Source organism: Pirellulales bacterium, assembly GCA_035499655.1.
Classification (GTDB): Bacteria; Planctomycetota; Planctomycetia; order Pirellulales; family JADZDJ01; genus DATJYL01.
The window spans coordinates 1-20,397 of the sequence record DATJYL010000150.1 but is presented as its reverse complement, the minus strand read 5'-3'; the positions used below and the strand labels follow the sequence as shown (position 1 = coordinate 20,397).

The 20,397-nt window shown below is 57.2% G+C and carries 16 protein-coding genes; 7 read left to right on the top strand and 9 right to left on the bottom strand.

Translation table 11 applies throughout. The annotated features are described in order from the left end of the window. Nucleotides 1-18: 18 nt before the first annotated feature. The 4 genes from guaA to VMJ32_10820 all read right to left on the bottom strand — a co-directional run bounded on the left by guaA (nt 19) and on the right by VMJ32_10820 (nt 3,104). The gene (guaA, locus tag VMJ32_10835) at nt 19-1,674 is read right to left on the bottom strand and encodes a glutamine-hydrolyzing GMP synthase (protein HTQ39516.1); all 1,656 of its coding nucleotides are present in this window, start codon (nt 1,672-1,674) and stop codon (nt 19-21) included. 212 nt (nt 1,675-1,886) lie between these two features. Further along, complete coding sequence (locus VMJ32_10830) at nt 1,887-2,207, bottom strand: hypothetical protein (protein HTQ39515.1); 321 nt, start codon at nt 2,205-2,207, stop codon at nt 1,887-1,889. Between the two features lie 100 nt (nt 2,208-2,307). Continuing rightward, nucleotides 2,308-2,886, bottom strand: a complete 579-nt coding sequence (locus VMJ32_10825) for a hypothetical protein (protein HTQ39514.1) — start codon at nt 2,884-2,886, stop codon at nt 2,308-2,310. A gap of 14 nt (nt 2,887-2,900) precedes the next feature. Next, nucleotides 2,901-3,104, bottom strand: a complete 204-nt coding sequence (locus VMJ32_10820; protein HTQ39513.1) for a hypothetical protein — start codon at nt 3,102-3,104, stop codon at nt 2,901-2,903. Between the two features lie 84 nt (nt 3,105-3,188). Here VMJ32_10820 and surE point away from each other — a divergent pair, with 84 nt between their 5' ends. The 3 genes from surE to VMJ32_10805 all read left to right on the top strand — a co-directional run bounded on the left by surE (nt 3,189) and on the right by VMJ32_10805 (nt 7,938). Further along, the gene (gene surE / locus VMJ32_10815) at nt 3,189-3,953 is read left to right on the top strand and encodes a 5'/3'-nucleotidase SurE (protein ID HTQ39512.1); all 765 of its coding nucleotides are present in this window, start codon (nt 3,189-3,191) and stop codon (nt 3,951-3,953) included. Between the two features lie 89 nt (nt 3,954-4,042). Further along, nucleotides 4,043-4,225 carry a CPXCG motif-containing cysteine-rich protein gene (locus tag VMJ32_10810; GenBank protein HTQ39511.1) on the top strand — a complete coding sequence of 61 codons (183 nt, stop codon included), beginning with the start codon at nt 4,043-4,045 and terminating at the stop codon, nt 4,223-4,225. A gap of 224 nt (nt 4,226-4,449) precedes the next feature. Further along, entirely contained in the window at nt 4,450-7,938 is a 3,489-nt protein-coding gene (locus VMJ32_10805) for a PA14 domain-containing protein (GenBank protein ID HTQ39510.1), read from the top strand. 173 nt (nt 7,939-8,111) lie between these two features. Here the strand turns inward: VMJ32_10805 and VMJ32_10800 are convergent, their stop codons facing one another. Beyond that, a complete protein-coding gene (locus tag VMJ32_10800) occupies nt 8,112-8,450 on the bottom strand; it encodes a hypothetical protein (GenBank protein HTQ39509.1) in 339 nt (112 codons plus the stop codon). Nucleotides 8,451-8,799: 349 nt separating this feature from the next. Here VMJ32_10800 and VMJ32_10795 point away from each other — a divergent pair, with 349 nt between their 5' ends. Further along, nucleotides 8,800-9,477, top strand: coding sequence for a hypothetical protein (locus VMJ32_10795; GenBank protein HTQ39508.1), 678 nt, complete (start codon nt 8,800-8,802; stop codon nt 9,475-9,477). A gap of 8 nt (nt 9,478-9,485) precedes the next feature. Here VMJ32_10795 and VMJ32_10790 read toward each other — a convergent pair whose 3' ends face one another. Further along, entirely contained in the window at nt 9,486-9,734 is a 249-nt protein-coding gene (locus tag VMJ32_10790; protein HTQ39507.1) for a hypothetical protein, read from the bottom strand. A 187-nt stretch (nt 9,735-9,921) separates the two neighbouring features. On the opposite strand from VMJ32_10790, the gene VMJ32_10785 reads away from it, so the two are divergent. After that, nucleotides 9,922-12,351: an alpha/beta hydrolase fold domain-containing protein gene (locus tag VMJ32_10785; GenBank protein ID HTQ39506.1), complete on the top strand. Its 2,430-nt coding sequence runs from the start codon at nt 9,922-9,924 to the stop codon at nt 12,349-12,351. Between the two features lie 69 nt (nt 12,352-12,420). On the opposite strand, the gene VMJ32_10780 is transcribed toward VMJ32_10785, so the two are convergent. Continuing rightward, nucleotides 12,421-14,430 (bottom strand): hypothetical protein, encoded by a 2,010-nt coding sequence (locus VMJ32_10780; protein HTQ39505.1) that lies wholly within the window; start codon nt 14,428-14,430, stop codon nt 12,421-12,423. Nucleotides 14,431-14,965: 535 nt separating this feature from the next. On the opposite strand from VMJ32_10780, the gene VMJ32_10775 reads away from it, so the two are divergent. After that, complete coding sequence (locus tag VMJ32_10775) at nt 14,966-16,387, top strand: HD domain-containing protein (protein ID HTQ39504.1); 1,422 nt, start codon at nt 14,966-14,968, stop codon at nt 16,385-16,387. A 267-nt stretch (nt 16,388-16,654) separates the two neighbouring features. Continuing rightward, nucleotides 16,655-17,050, top strand: coding sequence for a hypothetical protein (locus tag VMJ32_10770; protein HTQ39503.1), 396 nt, complete (start codon nt 16,655-16,657; stop codon nt 17,048-17,050). A gap of 129 nt (nt 17,051-17,179) precedes the next feature. Here the strand turns inward: VMJ32_10770 and VMJ32_10765 are convergent, their stop codons facing one another. Continuing rightward, complete coding sequence (locus VMJ32_10765; protein ID HTQ39502.1) at nt 17,180-18,808, bottom strand: ABC transporter permease subunit; 1,629 nt, start codon at nt 18,806-18,808, stop codon at nt 17,180-17,182. Between the two features lie 25 nt (nt 18,809-18,833). Then, nucleotides 18,834-20,048 carry an argininosuccinate synthase gene (locus VMJ32_10760; GenBank protein HTQ39501.1) on the bottom strand — a complete coding sequence of 405 codons (1,215 nt, stop codon included), beginning with the start codon at nt 20,046-20,048 and terminating at the stop codon, nt 18,834-18,836. Between the last annotated feature and the right edge of the window lie 349 nt (nt 20,049-20,397).

The following is a 20,397-nucleotide window of genomic DNA, read 5'->3' as shown; positions in this document are numbered from 1 at the left end:
CCACTCACTCCTCACCACTCACTCCCATTCGATCGTCGCGGGCGGCTTGCTGCTGATGTCGTAGACCACGCGGTTGATGCCGCGGACTTCGTTGATAATCCGCGACGAAATTTTCGCCAGCAGTTCGTGCGGCAGCCGGCTCCAATCGGCGGTCATAAAATCTTCCGTATCGACCGCCCGCACGGCGACCGTGTCTTCATAAGTTCGCGCGTCCCCCATCACGCCCACGCTTTGCACCGGCAATAGCACGGCGAACACTTGCGCTGTCTGCCGATACAATCCCGCGGCGCGAATTTCGTGTACCACAATCGCATCCGCCTCGCGCAATTTGTCCAGTCGCACTTTCGTCACCTCGCCCAAGCAGCGCACCGCCAGGCCCGGACCGGGAAACGGATGCCGCCAGACAATTTCTTCCGGCAGGCCGAGTTGCAAGCCCAGCCGGCGGACTTCGTCTTTGAACAAATCTCGTAGCGGCTCGATCAGCTCGAATCCCAACTCCGCCGGCAACCCGCCGACGTTGTGATGTAGCTTGATCGTGGCCGCCGGCCCATCCACCGCCGCCCCGCTTTCAATCACATCGGGATACAGCGTCCCCTGCGCTAAAAAGTGGACGCCTTGAATCCGCGCCGCCTCAGCCTTGAAGCAATCGATAAACACGTGCCCAATCCGTCGCCGCTTTTCTTGCGGATCGCTCACGCCGGCCAGCGCCGTCAAAAACCGCTCTTCGGCCTTCACCACGTGCAAATCGGTTTTGAAGTGCGTGGTGAATTCGCGAATGATCGCCGCCTCTTCATCCTTGCGCAACAAGCCATTGTCGACCAAGATGCACGACAGTTGCGGTCCGATGGCTTTTGCCAAGAGCGCCGCCACGACGGCCGAATCGACCCCGCCCGACAATCCGCAAATCACCCGCTGCTGCCCGACGCGGTGGCGCACTTCGCGGATGGTTTGCTCGGCGAAATCGGCCAGTTGCCACGTGCCGTGACAGCCGCAAATCTTTGATAAAAAGTTCGACAGAATTTTTTTGCCCGGCTGCGTGTGCGTTACTTCCGGATGAAATTGCAGACCGTAAATCGGCAACCGCTTGTGCTTCACTGCCGTGATCGGGCACGTTTCGGTCCGCGCCAGCGGAATGAAATCACTCGAAACCGCAATCACCTGATCGCCGTGGCTCATCCACACTTCCGTTTGTTGCGGCACACCGGCGAATAATCCATCATTCTCCCTCTCCCCTTGTGGGAGAGGGCCGGGGTGAGGGGGCACACCACCAACACGCTCACCACCATCCACCGCCAGCACCGTACACCGCGCCCGCCCAAACTCCCGCGACGGGTGGCTTTCCACTTTCCCTCCCAGCGCTTCGCACACCAACTGCATCCCGTAGCAAATGCCCAGCACCGGAATGCCCAGCTCGAACAATTTCGGATCGCAGTGCGGCGCGCCCGCCTCGTACACGCTGGCCGGTCCGCCGGACAAAATCAAACCCCGCGGAGCAATTTCCCGCACCCGCGCCGGCGTAATGTCGTACCGCACAATTTCGCAGTACACATTTTGCTCGCGCACCCGCCGGGCAATCAGTTGCGCAAATTGCGAACCGAAATCCAGCACCAGCACTTTTTCCGCGGCAATGCTAGACGTTGATTTTTCCACAGGGTTCAACACCGCAGCCGACATCGCCATTTTTGTTTTTGCAGGAATGTAGCGGCGTCTGTCCTCAGACGCCTGGAAACTTCTCGAAGCAAACGGCTGAGGACAGCCGTCTCTACATTATCTCGATTTCCATCATCGGGCGACAAACACAAACCGCCCGAGACACTCCTCTTGGAGACACGGCCCGGGCGGAAAAGTCAGATTATAGAACCGGACTGCCGGCTGGGCTAGGACGCCTACCTCTTGTCGTAACCCTCATGCCACGCATAATAATTCGCTAAGAACCAAGCTTTATCCAATGCTTCTCTCTTCATCCACGGGAAACGATCAGTCATTCGTTTTTCAAAGGCTTCTTTTGTGTGACGTTTTTCCGCGCCCTCCTCCGCAACTTTCCATATCTCTGCTCGCACGATCTCAAATTCTGAGAGAAATGCGAGTCGATCGGCTTCACTCACTTCTGGAAAGCACTCAGCCATCCGTTCTTCTCGGGAAATCCGAAGCGCGGGGCCCCACTCGGCCCATACAGCATACGCATCACTTTTCGTATTTGAATCCATATTCGCAATGACTGCCCAATTTCAAAGCGATCTGTTTCTGATTCCTGCACCATCATACTCGATCCATCCCGCCTCCTCACCTCCACACCCCTACACTGCTTCACCCTCCCGCCACCCACCCCAGAAAAAAATGCGTCGGTACGTACACGCATACCGGGACAAAGAACAGCAGCAAAATCAAATATCCTACGGGCGTCAACCGCTGCGGCAACTGCCCCACGCCGTGCGCACAATTGATGTTCTCCTCGGGTGTGGAAATAAAATAGCAGGCCGTTACCACCACCCACCACACTACGGTCTGCACCACCAAGGCCCGCGGGTCGTAACCGGTTTGCATCACCTGCCACAACAGCAGCCACGGCAGCCACACATGAAACAGCGACAGCAGCCGAATCCACAACGGAATTTCCCGCTGGAACATGTATTTGCTAAGCACCGCGAACCTGCTGCCCAGAATCAGCCTCAGCAGAATGTCGATCCCCCAGACAATTTCGAGCACCAACACCGACACCGCTTCCGTGCTAACAAGCAACCGATTCGGCCACCACAGCGCAATCGTGCTGCCGAAGAGGGCAATGTCCGACATCCACAAAAAATTCTTCCACCCATGCTGCCGCCAATACACCGGAATGATGACCACCACCAGTGCGGTTTGCAAAATGGCGATAAGCAAAATCATCGGCATCGCTCGGGTTAGAATTTTCGAAAGTCGCCGCTTATCGTACTGAGTTCGACCATTTTCGCCAGCGTCATTTGCGCTCCGGCCGGCGCGCTGTATAGTAGTGCTTTTAGCCGCCGGGTTTGCCGGCGCGCGAGCAATAAATTGGTTGTCGCCAATTTGAGCAGATTGTAGGAGGCGAATCCCTTCGCCGACAGATCGACGTTTGACGCGGACATCGGGGAAGGAATTCCCCTCCTACAGGAACAAAAATCGATCGAATTCGACGACCAGGAACAAATCACCTCCGAAAAGCATCACCAGTGCAAATTCTCCTCACTAACGACGACGGCATTTTCGCTCCCGGCCTGGCCGCCATGGAACAGGCTCTCTCGCGGCTGGGCCACGTCACCGTGTGTGCGCCGGCCACCGAGCAAAGCGGTGTCGGGCATTCCATCACGTTTCTCACGCCGCTGGTGGTGAAAGAAATTGTCGAAGGCCACCACCGCCGCTACGCCGTCGAAGGCAGCCCGGCCGATTCGGTCAAAATCGGCATCTCGGAATATTGCCCCGAGCGGCCTGACCTGGTTGTCAGCGGTATCAACGGCGGACTGAACGCCGGCATCAACGTGCTGTACAGCGGCACGGTGGCGGCGGCCATCGAAGGGGCGTTCTTCGGCATCACCAGCATCGCCGTGTCGCTCCAGTGGAACGAACGCTTCCAGTTCGACAAAGCCGCCGACCTCGCTCTCGTGGTCATCGAAAAAATTCTGGCCAATCAAGGTGATCGGCCCACGCTGTACAATTTGAACATTCCGACGGCCGCACTCGGCCGCCCGCCGCACGTCAAAATTGTGCCGATGGCCATTCAGCAATACGGCGAGAAGTACGAAAAGCGAACCGACCCCCGCGGCCGCAACTACTACTGGGCCATGGGAGAGTTGCCGGACCTTCCGCCCGACGAAGAAAACGATTTATCCGAACTGGAAAAAGGCCACATCACCCTCACGCCGCTGCATTACGATTTAACGCGCCACAGTTTCCTGACCCCCATGCAGAAGTGGGATTGGACAACAATCAGCGACTAGCAATTAGCGATTAGCAACTAGCAATCTGCAATCTGAACCCCGAACCCACTTCCCCTACTCCCTGCCCCCTATCCTCTACCCCCTCCCGCATGCAATCCGAATCGTCATATATCTGCGACAGTTGCGGCGAGGAAATTGTCATTCCCATTGACTTGTCGGCCGGCGAAAGCCAGGAGTACGTGGAAGATTGCCCCGTCTGCTGCCACCCCAACGTCATCCATGTCGAAATCGACGAAGATCGCACCCTCCGCGTCTGGGCCGAAAGCGAATAAAGCGTGCTGGGTGCAGAAGAAATTGGCCACGCGGCGCAAGTACAAATCAGCCGCGCTCGACGAGCAGGTTCACGCTTCTTCTTGATGCCCTTTCTGCGGCGACGTGGCGGCCGACCTTGGCGAAGTTTACAATAGCCGTATCGTGCACACGGCCGATCATTCAGCGTGCTGAATAAGCACGAAAGCCAACGGGGGTTTGGCGCTTCGTGCGTCAATCGCCAAATATGAAATTCGCCCACTCGCTGTCCAAATATTTCCTTGCCGCGGCATTGCTAAGCAGCTTAGCCGGGCAATCGCTGTTGGGGGCGGAACGGCAGGAAATCAATCTTTCCGGTCCCGGATGGAAGCTCTGGTACGATGCCAAAGCCGAGTGGAAAAACGACGAACTTTTTCCGCTCCCTGTCAATCTCTCCAAGCTTCCCACGAACGCGCCTACCGGCGGCTGGGCCGCGCTCGATTCCGATCAAGCCCGCGACGCAGCGGTCCCCGGGACGGCGGAAGAATACTTGCAAAAAACGCCGGGGCCGGAGGGCGATATTGTTGGCGTCAGTTGGTGGGTTCGGACCTTGGAAATACCCGAAGCGACAGCCCCCCGCCACATGCTGCTCCGGTTCGAATCGGTCCGGCAACGGGCGGAAGTGTACGTGAATCAAAAACTGGTCGGTTACGATTTAATCGGGAACACCCCCTTCGAGGTCGATTTGTCCGACGTTGCCAAACCCGGCGATCGTGTGCAACTGGCAGTCCGCATTACCGATCCGGGCGGCAACTTCGACTGGCACGACAAGGGTTTGATCGATTGGGGAAAAAATCAAATTCTGCTTGGCCACGGCTTTGGCGGGATCACGGGCCGGGTCAAACTTTTAGTTACGGATCCGGTGTATGTGGACGATATTTATGTGCAAAACACGCCGGCCATGACCGACGTGAACATCGAGACCACGCTGCGCAATACCACGGCTCAGACGGTTCACCGAAATATCGGGGTCACGATTCGCGATAAACAAAATGCTGACCAGCCGCTGGCCACTGAGCAAAAAGAAGTGGAACTGGCCCCGGGCGCGAATGTTGTCAGATTCAAAGTTTCCTGCCCGCAGGCCAAGCTCTGGGATCCGGATCACCCCAATCTATATATTTGCGAGGCGAAGCTGTCGGAGGTCGACGCGTCCGGCAATTCAGCGTCCAAACCGCCGAACGACGCGGCGCAAAAAACGTTTGGATTCCGTTGGTTCGAGCCGGTCGATATCGGCAAGCAGGCCATGTTTCGCCTGAACGGCAAGCGGATTGTGCTTCGCAGCGCCATCAGTTGGGGGTTTTTCCCGATCAACGGGCTGTATGCCACGGACGAAATCGCCGAACGACAAATTCGCGTGGCCAAACAGTTGGGCCTGAACATGCTCAATTTTCACCGCGCCATCGGCCAGCCCATTATTTTGGAAAAGGCTGACGAGCTGGGGCTGCTGTATTACGAGGAACCGGGCAATTACGACAACGGCGCTTTGAAAAATGAGGGCATTGCGCGCAGCATGGCCCGCGAAAAAGTATTACGAATGGTGCAGCGCGACCGCAGCCATCCGAGCCTGATCATTTATAGCATGTCGAACGAAACCGGCCCCACCGCGCCGGCCCTGGCCAACTACGCGGCCGATATGAAAGCAATGCATGCCCTTGATCCCAGCCGGTTGATTGTGCGCAGCTCTGGCTTGCGTTCGATCGTCGGGATCGAAAACGAAGCCAGCACCAAATGGCACTACCGCCCCTTTGACGACCAGCTTTATACCACCGGCTGGTACGACGATCATCACGCGGGTGGGCCGGCGGTTTACACGCAATCGGCCTATAAAAATCCCAAAGAATTCTATCATCTCATCAACGATCCGCAGGAAATCAACTTTTGGGGCGAAGAAGGCGCGCTTTCCACGCCGCCCCGGTTAGGGCTCATTAAGCACGAGCTGGAAACCGCGCCGAACCTGGGCTGGGACGGGGCCATGTACCTGGCTTGGTATAAAATGTTCGATGAATTCCTGACGGCCAAAAATCTGCGCTCCACATTTCCCACCGTCGATGCGTTGTGTCAGGCCATGGGAAACATTTCGCTGGAGCACCAGGGCCGAACCATCGAACTGATCCGCATCAATAACGATGCCGACGCTTATTGCATCAATGGCTGGGAAGGAGAAATTCTCGAAAACCATTCGGGCGTGGTCGATTGCTTCCGCAATCCTAAGGGCGATCCAGCCATCATGGCGTATTACAATCAGCCGCTCTACATCGCCGTGATGGTCCGCAATCAAATCGTTCGGCCCACGGGAAAAGTCATTGCCGATTTTTACCTTGTCAACGAGAAAAACATTCAAGGTCCTTATCAATTACAAATCACGGCGGAAGATTCGGCCGGGAAACAAACGTTTGCTAAATCCGTCGATGTTTCCGTGGCCGGCGGCGACACCTATGGTCAACTTTTGGTCGAGGGCATCGAAATTCCGCTGAATGGCGCGTTGGGAAAGTTCCAAATTCGGTCCACTTTGATCGATTCTACGGGCCAACCAGCGGCTGTGGGTCACGACGAAATTTTCAGCGTCGATTGGAAAAGCGCCAAGCTGGCAGGCGCGGGCTCGGTTTTGGATCCCGGCATTCGGTTACGCCAATTTTTGGTCCGGGAAAAAGGAGCGCACGTTGAAAATTACTCCGACAATTTGCCGCATCTGGATTGGATTGTTGCCGCTCAAAGTCCCAACGCCTCGGCCTTTGCATTAGTTCCCGAAACGCAGCTCCGCGATTCCACCGCTTCCAGGCCCGGGCTGGCGGCAACATTTTTCAGCGACCAGGAATTCACGACGCAGGTTCATTCCCGAACCGACGCCACGATTGATTTGTTCGCCGCCGAAGGCGCCCCTCCCGATCCTGCGGTGCCTGCCTTGGGCAACTACGCGGTCCGCTGGGAAGGCCAAATTTTGCCGCCTGCCAGCGGGTCGTACTCGTTCGCTTTTCAAGGCAGCGGAACCGCCAGCGTCACCGTCGACGGCAAATTAGTTTACTCCGGCGTCGGCCGCGGCAGTCGCGCTTCGCGCAGCTCTCGCGGATCGCAGCCCGCAACCACCACCAGTACCTTGCAGTTAGAGTCGGGCAAGCCCGTCCCGATCAAAGTCGAGTGGCATCAAGCCACGGGCGATGCCGAATGCCGGTTACTGTGGACCGTTCCGGCGGGCGTGGAACGCCCCAGTTCTCAAAAATTGATCGACCGAGTGCGCAACGATGGCAGCACGTTGATCGTGCTCGAAAATGCGCCCGAATGGCTGGAACTAGCCAAATCGATTGTGCCCGAAATCAAATACGACGGCTCGTTTCGGGTGGGGACGACTTGGGCGGGGGGCGTGCATTTCGTACGGCAGCATCCGCTGTTCAAAGATTTGCCCACGGGGGGCGGAATGGATTGGCCCTATCAGGCCGTGGTCCGCGACGGAAATTCGCGCAGTGGTTTGCTGTTGACCGGCGACGACCTGGCGGCCGGCGCCTTCCACTCCAACACGCCGCTGGCCATGCCGCCGGCTCCGATTAACTTGGGCACTGCGGTGGGCGTGGTCCCCTGCGGCAAAGGAAAAATCATTGTTTCCACGCTCGATATCCTGGGCAACCTTGCCGGCCCAGAAGGCCCGGCCGACGTAGCGCGCAAACTGTTGTGCAACTACATCGAGTTTGCCAACCAGAAGTAATGTTGCGAGCGGCAATTTTTGGTCGTGGCTCACTCTCAACATCGCCGGGCGCGCGGCGGCGGTGACCTCCACGTTTCGCCATGACGCCAAGCAGCCAACTGCGACGACTCATCGAGGGCCATTTGTGAACATTCTCCACTGAAGAGAGGTCCCCGAGAAAGGCATGCTAACCATTATCGCAGTGCACCCGCTTCGTGTACGGTTGCGGCCGTGTTGTCTGGTGTGGCCGGGGCCTTCATTGAATTCCATACCCAGATCGCGAACGTAATCGTCGCTAGCGCAACGACCAGCAGGAACAACCTGATCACGGAACGTGGCAAGAAGTGCCGAGCAAATTTGGCTTCGGGCGAATAATAGCCGACCTCGCGTTTGATCTTACGTTTTTCGTTCCCCCACCAACGAAATGGCTTCAAAATCGCAGTAATTCCCAATTCACGCTTGATGCGTTTCTCTTCCTTGGTGATGCCTAGTGCGGTTCGCACAGACGTGCGACGGTATCGGATCGGGGACATGTTGGCTCCTTCCGGGCCGTGAACAATTCGGGGCAGGGAACTGTTTTCTCGACCCACAAAAGTCCGGGTTATACCTAGATTCCGAAGACGAAAGAATAGCGAGTTGGAATCGTGCCGGGATCACGCTCTAGGTAAAAGTTTGCGCAGCCAACGAACAGCTGCTAGCGATACGGCAGCCGCCGTCCCGCTACCCTAGAGATTTCTTCGGACTTTCAAAAAACGACCGTTTTCTTGCCCAAAATTGAGTGGGCCAATCTCGGGTATTGCCAAACAAGGCGCGCGATGGGCAGAATAAGTAGTGTGGTAAGTCACGCTAATGTTACGGCTGTCTGGCGGGAGGAAGGAATTTATGGCTAGGCGAAGTTTCTGGATGGCCCATGTTGTTTCCGGCGCTGTGTTGTGCACGGCTGGCGGGCTATTGGCGGTTTTAATCTCCGGTTGCGACGAGATCGATCAAATGGCCGACAACGCTTCCAAGCGACCGCCGGCCCAATCGTTGATGCCGCCGCAGATCGAAACCGATCCGGAAGCGCACGAACACAAAGCGGGCGCCCCGCCAGCGGCCAGCAACCCAGCCACGCCCGCCCCGGCGGCCGATTCCAGCGCCGCAGCACCGTCAACTCCGGCACAATCAACGCCGACGCAGCCCGCTCAACCGCAACCCGATCAATCACAACAGACTCAACCTCAGCCCGTCGCGCAACCCGCCGTGCAGCAAGGTCCGCCGGAGATGGAGACGCTTGGAGCCAACACGGGCGTCCAAGGCCAAGGCTATGGCGGTGGGCTGATTACCGAGCCGATTCATCAGTTCTTCGGCATGCGGAATCTGATCACGTGGGACCAAATCAAACACGATATGGATATTTGGCAGGCAATCCACAATCGCTGGCCTAAAGACGCCAACGAATTCCAAAAAGAAATTCTCGAGCCGGCCCAAATTGAACTGCCCGAGTTGCCGCCCCACCGGCATTATGTTTACGATCCGAAAACCGGCGAATTGCTAGTCGGGTCGGAAAAAACGAAGTAGTGCGCGGCTCACGGCTGAACAGGACCAGAGCCCGGCGGCGGGTTGTTGAGCGAGTTGATGGCCCCGGCAATCAACAACCCCACCAGGTTGATCGCCCATAGGACAAACAGGCCCAGGTTGATGCGTCCCAGCACGTCGGCCCCCGCCTGGTCTTGCATGGCTTCCAACAGTCGAGCCAGGGCAAACAGCAGGCACATGGCAATCGGCAGTCCCAACGCCCCCACAATCAGCCAGGCGACAGCACGCTGCGGAATCATGATGTGTTTCCCTTCCCTCGCCACAAAAATCAAAAGCCGGCAAGAACGATGCAAGTGGGTGAGATTGTGCGGTTTTCCACGGCCCATGTCAATTATCAGGTTCGATTGCAGATCGTCAAAGGTCGGGTCAGAATAGAACCATAGGCCGCTTGAGGCGCAGTTTTCATGTTTCCGGAAGAGGGACGGCATGCGGCAGAACAGTATTGTCACCATCGCGCGATTTTCGCCATCGATAAATCGGCGCGCCGTTCGTATTTGCCAGGTCATCTGCCAATCGCAGCGCGATTTCGTGGCCAGCTTGCATCCGCTGCTTTCTGCGATGGCCTTGGTTCCCTTCTTGCTATTCTTGCTTTGCAACGCGGCCCGGGCCGATAAATTCACGCTGCAGGATGGCCGGGTGATTGAAGGCCGCTTGTCGCGCCTGAACACGATGATCGCCAATCCGGGGATCGGGCAGGCAAGTTCGCCCACGACGAAACTCATCGACGTGATCGATAACGATTTGTGCCGCACGTACATTCCCGAAAAATTCATCCAGCACCCGGAAGCCACGCCGGCCGAGCAACAGTTGGAGGAAATCGACATCGATCAGGCGGTGGCCACGGCCGGGCTGCAAATCGGCGGCGTGGGCGCCATCTTGCAAGTCACGCCGTTTGATTCCTATGGGCGCCGCATATTTTCCATGACCGGCGGTCCGCTTGGTCGAGTCGACATTGTGCAGGGGATCACGAAGATCACGCCGCTGTGGTGCCGCGTGGAAGGGCTGCAGGTATCGCACCCGCCGGCGTACATCTGGGACATGCGCATCGCCACCAGTTCCATACCGCAAAAAACGCTGTCGGAAATCGTCGGCCGGCACATCGATCCGAAAAAACTAGACGACCGGCTGAAAGTGGTGCGATTGTATTTGCAGGCGGAGCGCTACCAGGAAGCCGAAACGGAATTGAACGAGGTGCTGAAGCAGTTTCCAGAGCGCGACAATTTGCGCGACGTGGCCCACGAAATCAAGCAATTGGGCGCCAAGCAGTTGCTCCAGGAAATCGACATCCGCCGCAAAGCGGGCCAAGATCAATTCGCTTTCAGCCTGCTGAGCCAATTTCCGTCCGAAGGGATCGACGGGCAAATTCTCCAGCAAGTGAAAACCAAGCTGGAGGAATGCACACAGCAAACGGAGCAATGCCAAATCATCATCAAGCAATTGGCCGATTTGAGCACCCAACTGCCCGACGGCGCGTTACGGCAGCGCGTCGGGGCCATCGTCAACGAAATCAGCGCGGAGCTTTCGGCGAACACCTTGGAGCGTATGGCCACCTATCGGCGGTTTGCCGACGATCCGCAAAACAGTTCGCCGCCCGATTCCAAACTGGCGCTGGCCATCAGCGGTTGGCTGTTGGGCGCGGGTGAAGCCACGGAAAACTTGCAGGTGGCGCTGACGACGGCGGAGTTGAGGAACCTGGTCCAAATGTACCTACAAGAAACCGTGAAGCTAAAGCGGGACGAACTACTCGCTAAAATCCAATCGCAAGATGCCGCCACGCCAAAACTTTTGGCGGCGTTAATTGCGCACTTGAAGCCCAACGTCGAAACGCCGCAGCAAGCGGCACCCGGCTATTACGAGCTATCTGTGCCTGGCCTGCAAGACGAAGCCGATGCGACGTATTGCGTACAGTTGCCTCCGGAGTACGATCCCCACGCCAGTTATCCGTGCATCGTCACCCTTCACGGCGGCGCCACCACGCCGCAGCAGCAAATCGATTGGTGGGCCGGCCCGCAGATTAAGCAGAACGGGAACACCGTTCGTCATGGCCAAGCGGGCCGCTTCGGATACATCGTCATCGCCCCGGAATGGGCCATCCCGCATCAAACGCAATACGAAGGATCGGTTCGCGAACATAACGCCGTGCTCTCGGCGTTGCGCGACGCGTGCCGGCGATTCGCCATTGACCCCGATCGAGTATTTCTCAGTGGACATTCGGCCGGGGGCAACGCCGCCTGGGATATTGGCCTGGCGCATCCGGACCTGTGGGCGGGGGTAATTCCGATCGTCGCGACCGCCAATGGGACGGTGCAGCGATACTGGAAAAACGCCGCGGAGCTGCCTTTCTATTTTGTCTGCGGCGAACTGGATGGGGACAAAATGGTGAAAAACGGCGCGGAATTCGACCGCTATATGAACCGCTCGGCGGCCTTCGATTGCACCGTGGTCGAATATGAAGGCCGTGGCCACGAAAACTTTTCCGATGAAATTCTGCGGCTGTTCGATTGGATGGGGCGCAAGCAACGCAACTTTTTCCCACATCAATTCACGGCCGTCAGCGAGCGCCCGTTCGATAACTTTTTTTGGTGGCTGGAGATGCGAAACTACCAACCCGACGACAAGTTGTTTCAGTTCGAATCGACATTCACGGCCAACAACGGCCTTTCCATTCATGCCGGCGGCAAACCGACGGTTTGGTTGGCGCCGGAGATGGTGGATTTTTCTCGGCCGATTGTGATCACGCACAATGGCTCGCGATTGACATCACCCAATCATATCAAGCCGGATGTTGCGGTCCTGCTGGAAGACGTGCGCACCCGGGGCGATCGGAGTCATCCGTTTTGGGCAAAGGTGGAGTAATTGCCAGCGGCGGGCGCCGCAATGCTGGATGACCAACCGGTCGGAAAGCGCTGCGGAAGAGAGTAGCGATTAATGCCGGCTCGCCACGCTTGAATTCCGTTTTCCAACTTTGGGCGTGGCTGAATCCGCCGCTTTGGCGGGCGATTCCGCATTAGCCGGGGCATTCACGACAATCGGCTGCGGGGCCATCATCAAGCCGACGCACATCCAACCATCTTCCATGCTCGTAACAAACGAGCCGGCCGGTCCCAAATACTTTTGCACGGCGGCGAACTCGGGCAACTGATGCCCATCGATCCGTTGCTTGCGTGGCATGCCCTCCTGAGCGTCGGCACTCATCGCATTCAGAATTTTGCCCAGCACCGTTTCCGACTGGGGCATTTGGCCAGTGCGAACCAGTTCGTAGGTGGGCCGAAACTCCTGATCGGTCCGCGAGAACAAGCGGAAACTGAGCGGAGCCGCTCCCACGGCAGGCGCTTGACTGGCAATCAAGCGGTAATCGTCGGCCGTGGCCAGCCCGTCAGCACGCTGGTTCTGCTGCAAAACTTTCTTCAACAAGGCGATGTGGGACGACAAGAACAATTGTCCGTCGGCGACGCAGACGGCCGTGGTCGACAAAAAACGACTATCGCTGCCATGGGATGGTCCATCGCAATCGGCATGCTGGATAATGGCTCCCGGCCCTTCAATTTCGAGTTTTGGCACGTCGGTTTGCGTATCGACGAGTTCCCAAATGACGTGCCCTTCAAAATCGCGGCGATGGGCGTCTTTTTCCGCTCCCATGAGCTTGGCAATCGCGGCGGCCACGGCCGTTTCGTCGGTCGTTTCAATGGCCACCACTTTGCGTTCGCTCTTGGGGCCGATGGGCAGCTCATCATCGCTGATCACGGTCACACGGCTTCCCAAATGTGCCACCAGTTCTTTGCCGATGTCGATGCGCGGGCCGTCGGGATCGTCACGCAAGCTATCGAGAACGTCGCTGAATACTCCTTTTTCGCCCACCATTTCGTCCACCAGCGAATTCACGACGTTAAACGCGGTGTGCAAGTCCCAGTTGAATGAGGCACAGGTGGCCACGTCCCGTGGAACCCAGGCTGGAGGCAGCAAATCGCCCCCGGCCGGAAAGCACAACATGCGGGCGGCCAGATTGTATTTATTGACATCGTGAGAATCCCGTCCGGCAAGTGGCGGAGCGTAAATCATCGTCCGGTGCAGCAACTCGTACTTGCCGGCGGAAAAGTTCACAAATCCGCCCAGTCCCTGTACGGCCGTGAAGCCTTGATCCTTAAATACCTTGATCAGATCGGGCCCTTTGTGCTTTTCACGCAGCGGTGTTGCGGCCCGCAATGCTTCTGCATATCCAAAAGGTTCGATGAACCAGCGCAAATTAGGCGCCAAGCCACCGGCCGACGCCGCGCAGCGAGACATGATTTGGTGATACGCGGTGACACCGGCCAGCGAATCTTCCCGCCCGTCGGTCAATGCTTGCAGCATGCCTTCCAAAACAGGAACACTGTCGCTGGCCACGAGCATGTTTTGCTGCAGGAAATAAGCCGCCGTGGGAGCGTCTTTGCGACCGGGCTCGCCGGGCAACTGATACACCACCAGCGAGTCTCCAGCTTTTTGCGGTAATCGCTTGGCGCCGTTTTGCGTCAGCCGGTCGCCCAGTTTGGCCAATTGGGCCTCGGCCTGCGACAGGTGTCCGGTGACGTCGAGGACCATCACAACCGCTGCTTCATCGGGGGAAATTTGCACCACGGCCAGAGCAATTTCACCACCTGGAACATCTTCGAGTCCATCCCACGAGAGCCCCAACTGATCCAGTTGCTTCAGCCCCTGTTGGCGAAGTTGCCGTTTGAAATCTTCGACAAACGGGACTAGCGCCGGGTCGTTGGCCAGCTTTCCAAATTGCGAACGGTCGAATTGTTCGCGTAGTTGAGCTAGATCGGGAATAGACAGATAGCCTTTGGTGGCGGCAGGAAGTAAACTATCCGACGGTCGAGCCGCCTGCGCCGGAGCATGGCCGATACCGACTAGCAATGCCGCCGCAACCCAACCAGCCAGCCACGGACGAATCATCACCTTCGACTCCTTGTTGTGCTGCGCGACAAGCGGCGGTTCCACAATCCCAATGCGATATTGGCGGATAGCTCGGGTGAGAAAACAGCAGCGTCCATCATCCGCCCAACATGGACCGGGGCCGGCTCCATCGGCGGTGGGGTGCGATCAAAGGTCCACGTGTTGCCTACGAGTTCCTCACGTGGGCTGTGATCGAGGCGCGCGCACCCAGCCGGTTCGAAGGAGTATAGTTTTTATCGGTATGGCCAGCCGTAACCTACGGTCGCATTTGATATTTCGTTGAAGGATGTTCACTCCTGCTCAGGGAGTGATTTGAGCCAAACTCGAGATGGATAGGATGCGACCGCTAGCACTGTGCATGCGTGAACTTGTAGCGACTGCGAAATACAGGCAATCCTTTTCTCGGCCCAAATTGCAAATTACCAAGCCATTATCAAAGGGATACCGCGAAGAATATGTTCTAGCATCAATTCTTGGAGCGATTGCTTAACTCCTTTCTGTCGTCTGTTATCCCCCAAGCCCACGCCCCGTAACTATGCCAGACCTCCGCCGCGAAGCTCTGTGTTACGATCCGCTGCACGGTTACATGCCGCTGGTGTCGAACGAAGGGCTAGCACCGGGGGAAGTTTCGGAACGGCAAATCATTGACCACCCGTGGCTACAACGTCTGCGGCAAATTCATCAACTCCAAACGGCCTGGTGGGTTTTTCCTTCGGCTGAGCATACCCGTTTTCAACATGTGTTGGGCGTGATGCACCTGGCCAGCCGGGCGACGGCCGCCTTGTACGATAGCCTGCGCGCCGTTTGCCCCGAAGTGCCCAGCCGCGGCTACGTGGAGTGCTTGCTGCGAATGGCTGGGTTATTACACGACGTGGGACACGGGCCGTTTGGACATTTTTTCGACGAGCATTATCTGTCGATGTATGGTCTGACGCACGAGACGTTGGGGAGCGTGATTATCGAGCGTGAACTGGGCGATTTAATCCGCCGCATTCGCCGCAATCCCAACAGCACTCTCCAGGAGAATGAAACGCTTGATCCCGCCCAAATTTCTCTTTTAATTACGCGCCCAAAAGGGGGCGCCGGCCCAAAGTCCAATTCATCCTCCCATCCGCCGCCCCGGTGGCTCACTTTCTTGCGCAGTTTATTCAGCGGCATCTACACCGTCGACAACATGGATTTCGTGCTCCGGGACGCATACATGTCAGGCTACAATACCCGGGCTTACGACTTGGAACGGCTCCTGCGATATAGTTTTTTCAGCGAAGCCGGTTTGACGATACACGTCCGCGGATTGGACGCCTTGTTGCGGTTCATCGGCGTGCGGGCGGAATTGTTTCGCTCGATTTATTTCCACCGCACGGTGCGGGCCATCGACCTGGAGCTGAAAGATTTGTTCGCGGCCAGCCGCCCCTGGCTGTTCCCTGGCAATCCACTGGAGAAGCTCGATGAATACCTGCATTTCACCGAATGGACTCTGCTGGTCGACGCTGCTCGGTGGAAGAACAGCGCGGATCCGGCCCAGCGTGAAGCCGGCCAGCGTTGGCAAGATTTTATGAATCGCCGCGTGCGCTGGAAGATGATTTGCCAACGCACGCTAGTTTACCGTCCCGGCGATGCGGAAGGGGCCAGCATTTTTAGCAATGCCCAATTTGTGGAGCAGGCGGTGCGCTCCGCGCTGCCGCAGGAAGCACGTGAAATGCCGCTGCAAGTTGATTTAGCACGCCATGTACATCGGCCGGAAACGCGCGGCCCTGCCGCCGGGCAAAATTTTTTCTTCGACCCGGCGCTGGGTCAGCCACGGCCGCTGGATGACGATTTGCTTTATCGCAATCTCCCGGTGGCCCATCGCATTTGCCGGATTTATGCGGAGAACCAGCAGTTTGCGGGTGAAATCTCCGCGGCCTTGGACCGCCTGATTGGCCCTGGTGGAAGCGATGATTTGACGAACATGTAATTCGTGCTCTGGGATCACGGCCAGGGAACGGAAGCCCCGACTTGCCGTTGTAATCGTCAAACTTTGCCAGGCCTACATTGTCACCCAACCGATCGGGATAACCGAAAGAATCCTCATTGTTGTGCAGGTTCATAAGCGGTAGCATGAATTTTCGAGACAACGGGCAGTGTGGAATGGGATAACCGGTACGTTAAGGATTTTTTGAACTAGGCTTTGGATGCTCCTCTTCTCAATTGCATTCGCATTATCCATTCGGAGAACGTCATCATGCTAATTCGCAGCACAGCTTTGTTGTGCGCATTGGCCGCCGCAGCCATCGCGCGAGGAGATGATGTCAGGCAGCTTTCTCTCACGAAGTTAAATCCCGGCAGTCGTATCGAAATTTCCACAACGGATCGAGTGTACCGCGGCGAATTGCTTGATCCGGCCACAGGCGAAACCCGATTAGCGGCTTCCCGCGACGGAGTGCAATTCAGCCAGCCGCAAACGGCGTTTCTGTTGGGCGCCACCCAAGGCCGCACTTCGGAAGCCGACGGCTTAATGTTGGTGAAAATGAATCAATTGCAAACCGGATTGCGCGTGGAATTGGGACTGGGTTCGCTGCAAGAATCAGACCGATATTTGACCGAGCCCGTGCAAGGGCTGCGCGTCGAAGCTGAATAAGCGGCGTTGGAATCGGGCCGTCGGATTGTCGCCGGCCCGCGTTGTCTGCCGAACCAATTACGAATTTGCGTCGTTCAAGCCCGGGATTGATGTCCCAGGGCTTTTTTCATGCGCCGCCTGAAGAAACCTTCACTCTGCCACGCGCCAGCGGGTATGAAACAGCCAGAGCATCAATGCCAACAGCACGGCGCATAGCACGCTGGAAAACCCCAGGTAAGAAAAGTAGAGTGGCCAATCAGCGGCCTGATCTGGAAAATCTGGGGCACCGAAATGAAGCGGCACCGAGAAGGCCGCGGCAAAGGGACTTGTCATGCCGAGCGAATGGACCGTAGCCGTCGCGCCAGCCTGAGGAAAAAACCGGTCCGCGAAGAACCGCATTGCCAGCGGCAGGCAAAACAGCAAGATGATGGACAAATAGGTGGTCATTAAACTATGCGCGGTTCTGCGGAACAGAACGGAGCAAAAAAGAGCAACAATGGCTGTCGTCAGACAACACATCAAAATGATGCCCAAATAAGCGCCGATCGACGGCAAGGTGTGCCAGTAGTACGACATGGGCATGGCGCACGCCAGCACCAAGGGCCACAACAAAAACGCGGTGAGCACGCTGGAAACTCGCAGCCCGGCCACTAATTTGCCGAATAAAATTTTCCGGGGCGAAATGATGGTGGTGAGCAGCAAATCGAGCGTTTGGCGCTCCCGTTCGCCGGTGACGCTGCCGGCGGAAAACACCGGTCCCACGAGCATGTTGAAGAGGACCACGTAGCTGATGTACCAGGGCGCCAGGTCTTGCTTCCAAAACAAACAGATGGCCATCAGCGGAATCGCCAAGAACATGCTGACTTGAATGACCAAGCGAAGCATGAGCGTGCCTTGGGCAAAAATCTCGCTGCGCATTTCCTTTTCGTAAACGGGATTGGCGCCGTCGGGTAACAACGTAGTACGCTTGGCCGGGGCAAATAAGCGATCGGGGAATTGATCGCGCTGAATGATCAGCCCGACGGCCTGTTGGGCCTCTTCCTCCATATCGACCACTTCGTTTCCTTCGCTGCCGACATCGGGCGGATGCATTAGCCGCTTGGCCGTGGCCGAAAACAGCAGGATGCAAATCGCCAGGCATATTGCCGGTAACACGGTCACCGCCAGAAGCAGCCGGAATTCGCCGGCGGCGCTCAAGCTGTTCCACGTCATCACCCCGACCAAGGCCAGGGGCAAAATCAACAAGTAGGAAACCACAAGCGAGGCCGCCGTGAACTGAAAGAAACTGCTGCAGGCCACGCTGATCATGCCGAACGTGACCACCGACAACACTAGCGCTAAATACGCGGCCAACACTTCGTAAATCGAAACGCCCCCCAGCGGCAAACAAAGCATGACGATGGGCAGGGACGAAAATATCAAAATCGCCAAGTGAGCCAGCGACGCCAAGAGCTTGCCCAGCACAATGGCGGCGGGGCGCAGGGGGCTGGCCAGCAGCATTTCGTACGTTTTGCGTTCCTTTTCGCCGGTAATGGTTCCGGAGGCAAAACTGGGGGCCATGAGCGAGGCCAGCACGTATTGCCCCAGAAAGAACAAATTCACGAGATCTTTGGCGGCCTGCGGATTGCGCGTTAAATCGAGCTGCCGATCGCGCGGCCACGCCAAGACAACGACCAAACCCAACAGAGCGTTGTACAAAAACAGCAGGACAAATGCCCGGACCGTGCGCAGATTCACGACCAACTCACGCTGCAGCACAGGGTTTTCGAGAAGATACATTCGGTTGCCCCCTCCGACCTCCGATTCAAAAACTCCGCGGCGTCACGCGGCCTTGCACTCGCAGCGGCAGGCCTTGGATGCGCAAGAAGCCTTCGGCATCGGTTTGATTGTAACTGCCGCCCCCCTCCATGCTGGCGACGGCCTCGTCGTAAAGGCTTTTCGGGCTTTTGCGGCCGGCGACGATGATGTTTCCCTTGTACAAATTCAGGGTAACCTCGCCGTCGACGGTTTTCTGCGCTTCGCGGATGAAGGCCATGAGTGCGTCCATTTTGGCGGTGTACCAAAAACCGTAATACACCATTTCGGCAATTTCCGGAGCCAGCCGATCGCGCAGATGAATTAAATCGCGGTCGACGGTGATTTGCTCGATGGCTTGATGCGCGGCGTACAAAATGGTCATGCCCGGGGCTTCGTAGACGCCGCGGCTTTTCATGCCGACAAAGCGGTTTTCGACGATGTCGATGCGGCCGATGCCGCTTTGTCCGCCAATGTTGTTCAGCTCCTGCACCATTTGCAGGGCGGATTTGGTTTGGCCGTTGAGCGTGACCGGCACGCCGGCTTGAAAGCCGAGGGTAATGGTTTCGATTTTATCCGGCGCTTTTTGCGGCGAGACGGTCATGCCGAAATCGACCAAATCGGTGCCGTTCACGGTTAAATCTTCCAGCTTGCCGGCCTCGTAGCTGATGTGCAGGCAGTTTTCGTCGCTGCTGTAGGGTTTGCTGACCGACGCCTTGACCGGGATTTTTTTCTGGTCGCAAAAGGCGATCATCTCTTTGCGGCCGGGAAAGCGCTGACGGAATTTTTCGATTCGCCAGGGGGCGATGACTTGCGTGCCCGGCGCCAAGGCGTCGGCGGCCAATTGGAAACGGCATTGGTCGTTTCCTTTGCCGGTGGCGCCATGAGCGTATGCGTCGGCCTTGACTTCGCGAGCCACCTGCAAGCATTTCTTCGTGATCAACGGCCGGGCGATGGACGTGCCCAGGAGATAAATGTTCTCGTACTTGGCCTGCCACTGCATGACGGGAAAGGCGAAGTCGCGGCAGAGTTCTTCCTGGGCGTCAATCAGCCGGGCCGAGGCCGCGCCGCACTGCCGGGCTTTGTTCAAAATGGCCTGGCGATCTTCGCAGGGCTGGCCCAAATCGACATAGACGGCGTGAACCTGATAGCCCTCCTCCTGCAGCCAGCCCAAGATGACCGAAGTATCTAACCCGCCGGAGTAAGCCAAAACGCAGCTAGGCATAGAGTTTAGGGATGAGGGGTGAGAGGATAGGGATTAGGGAGATAGGCGCTGCGCGCCGGGTTGGTCATTGTCGAATTCGGCGGGGCAGATGGCAAGAGACCGGGGAGAGTGTTTGCCCGATCGATACGCAAGGAGCGCTTAACCGGAAAAATGGTTCGGGTGTGGTCGTGGCCTCCTTCGCGAACCGTTGGCACTTGGGGTTTAGAAAGCTTACGAGCGGCGCGGCGGCCGGAACGAATTCGGGATCAGTATGGTTCATGGTGAAAAACGGTAAAAACGGTGGAAAACGGAAAATAAGCGGTGGAAAAACGGATGAAAACGGTGAGGGGGAAGGCGGGAGGAAGAATGC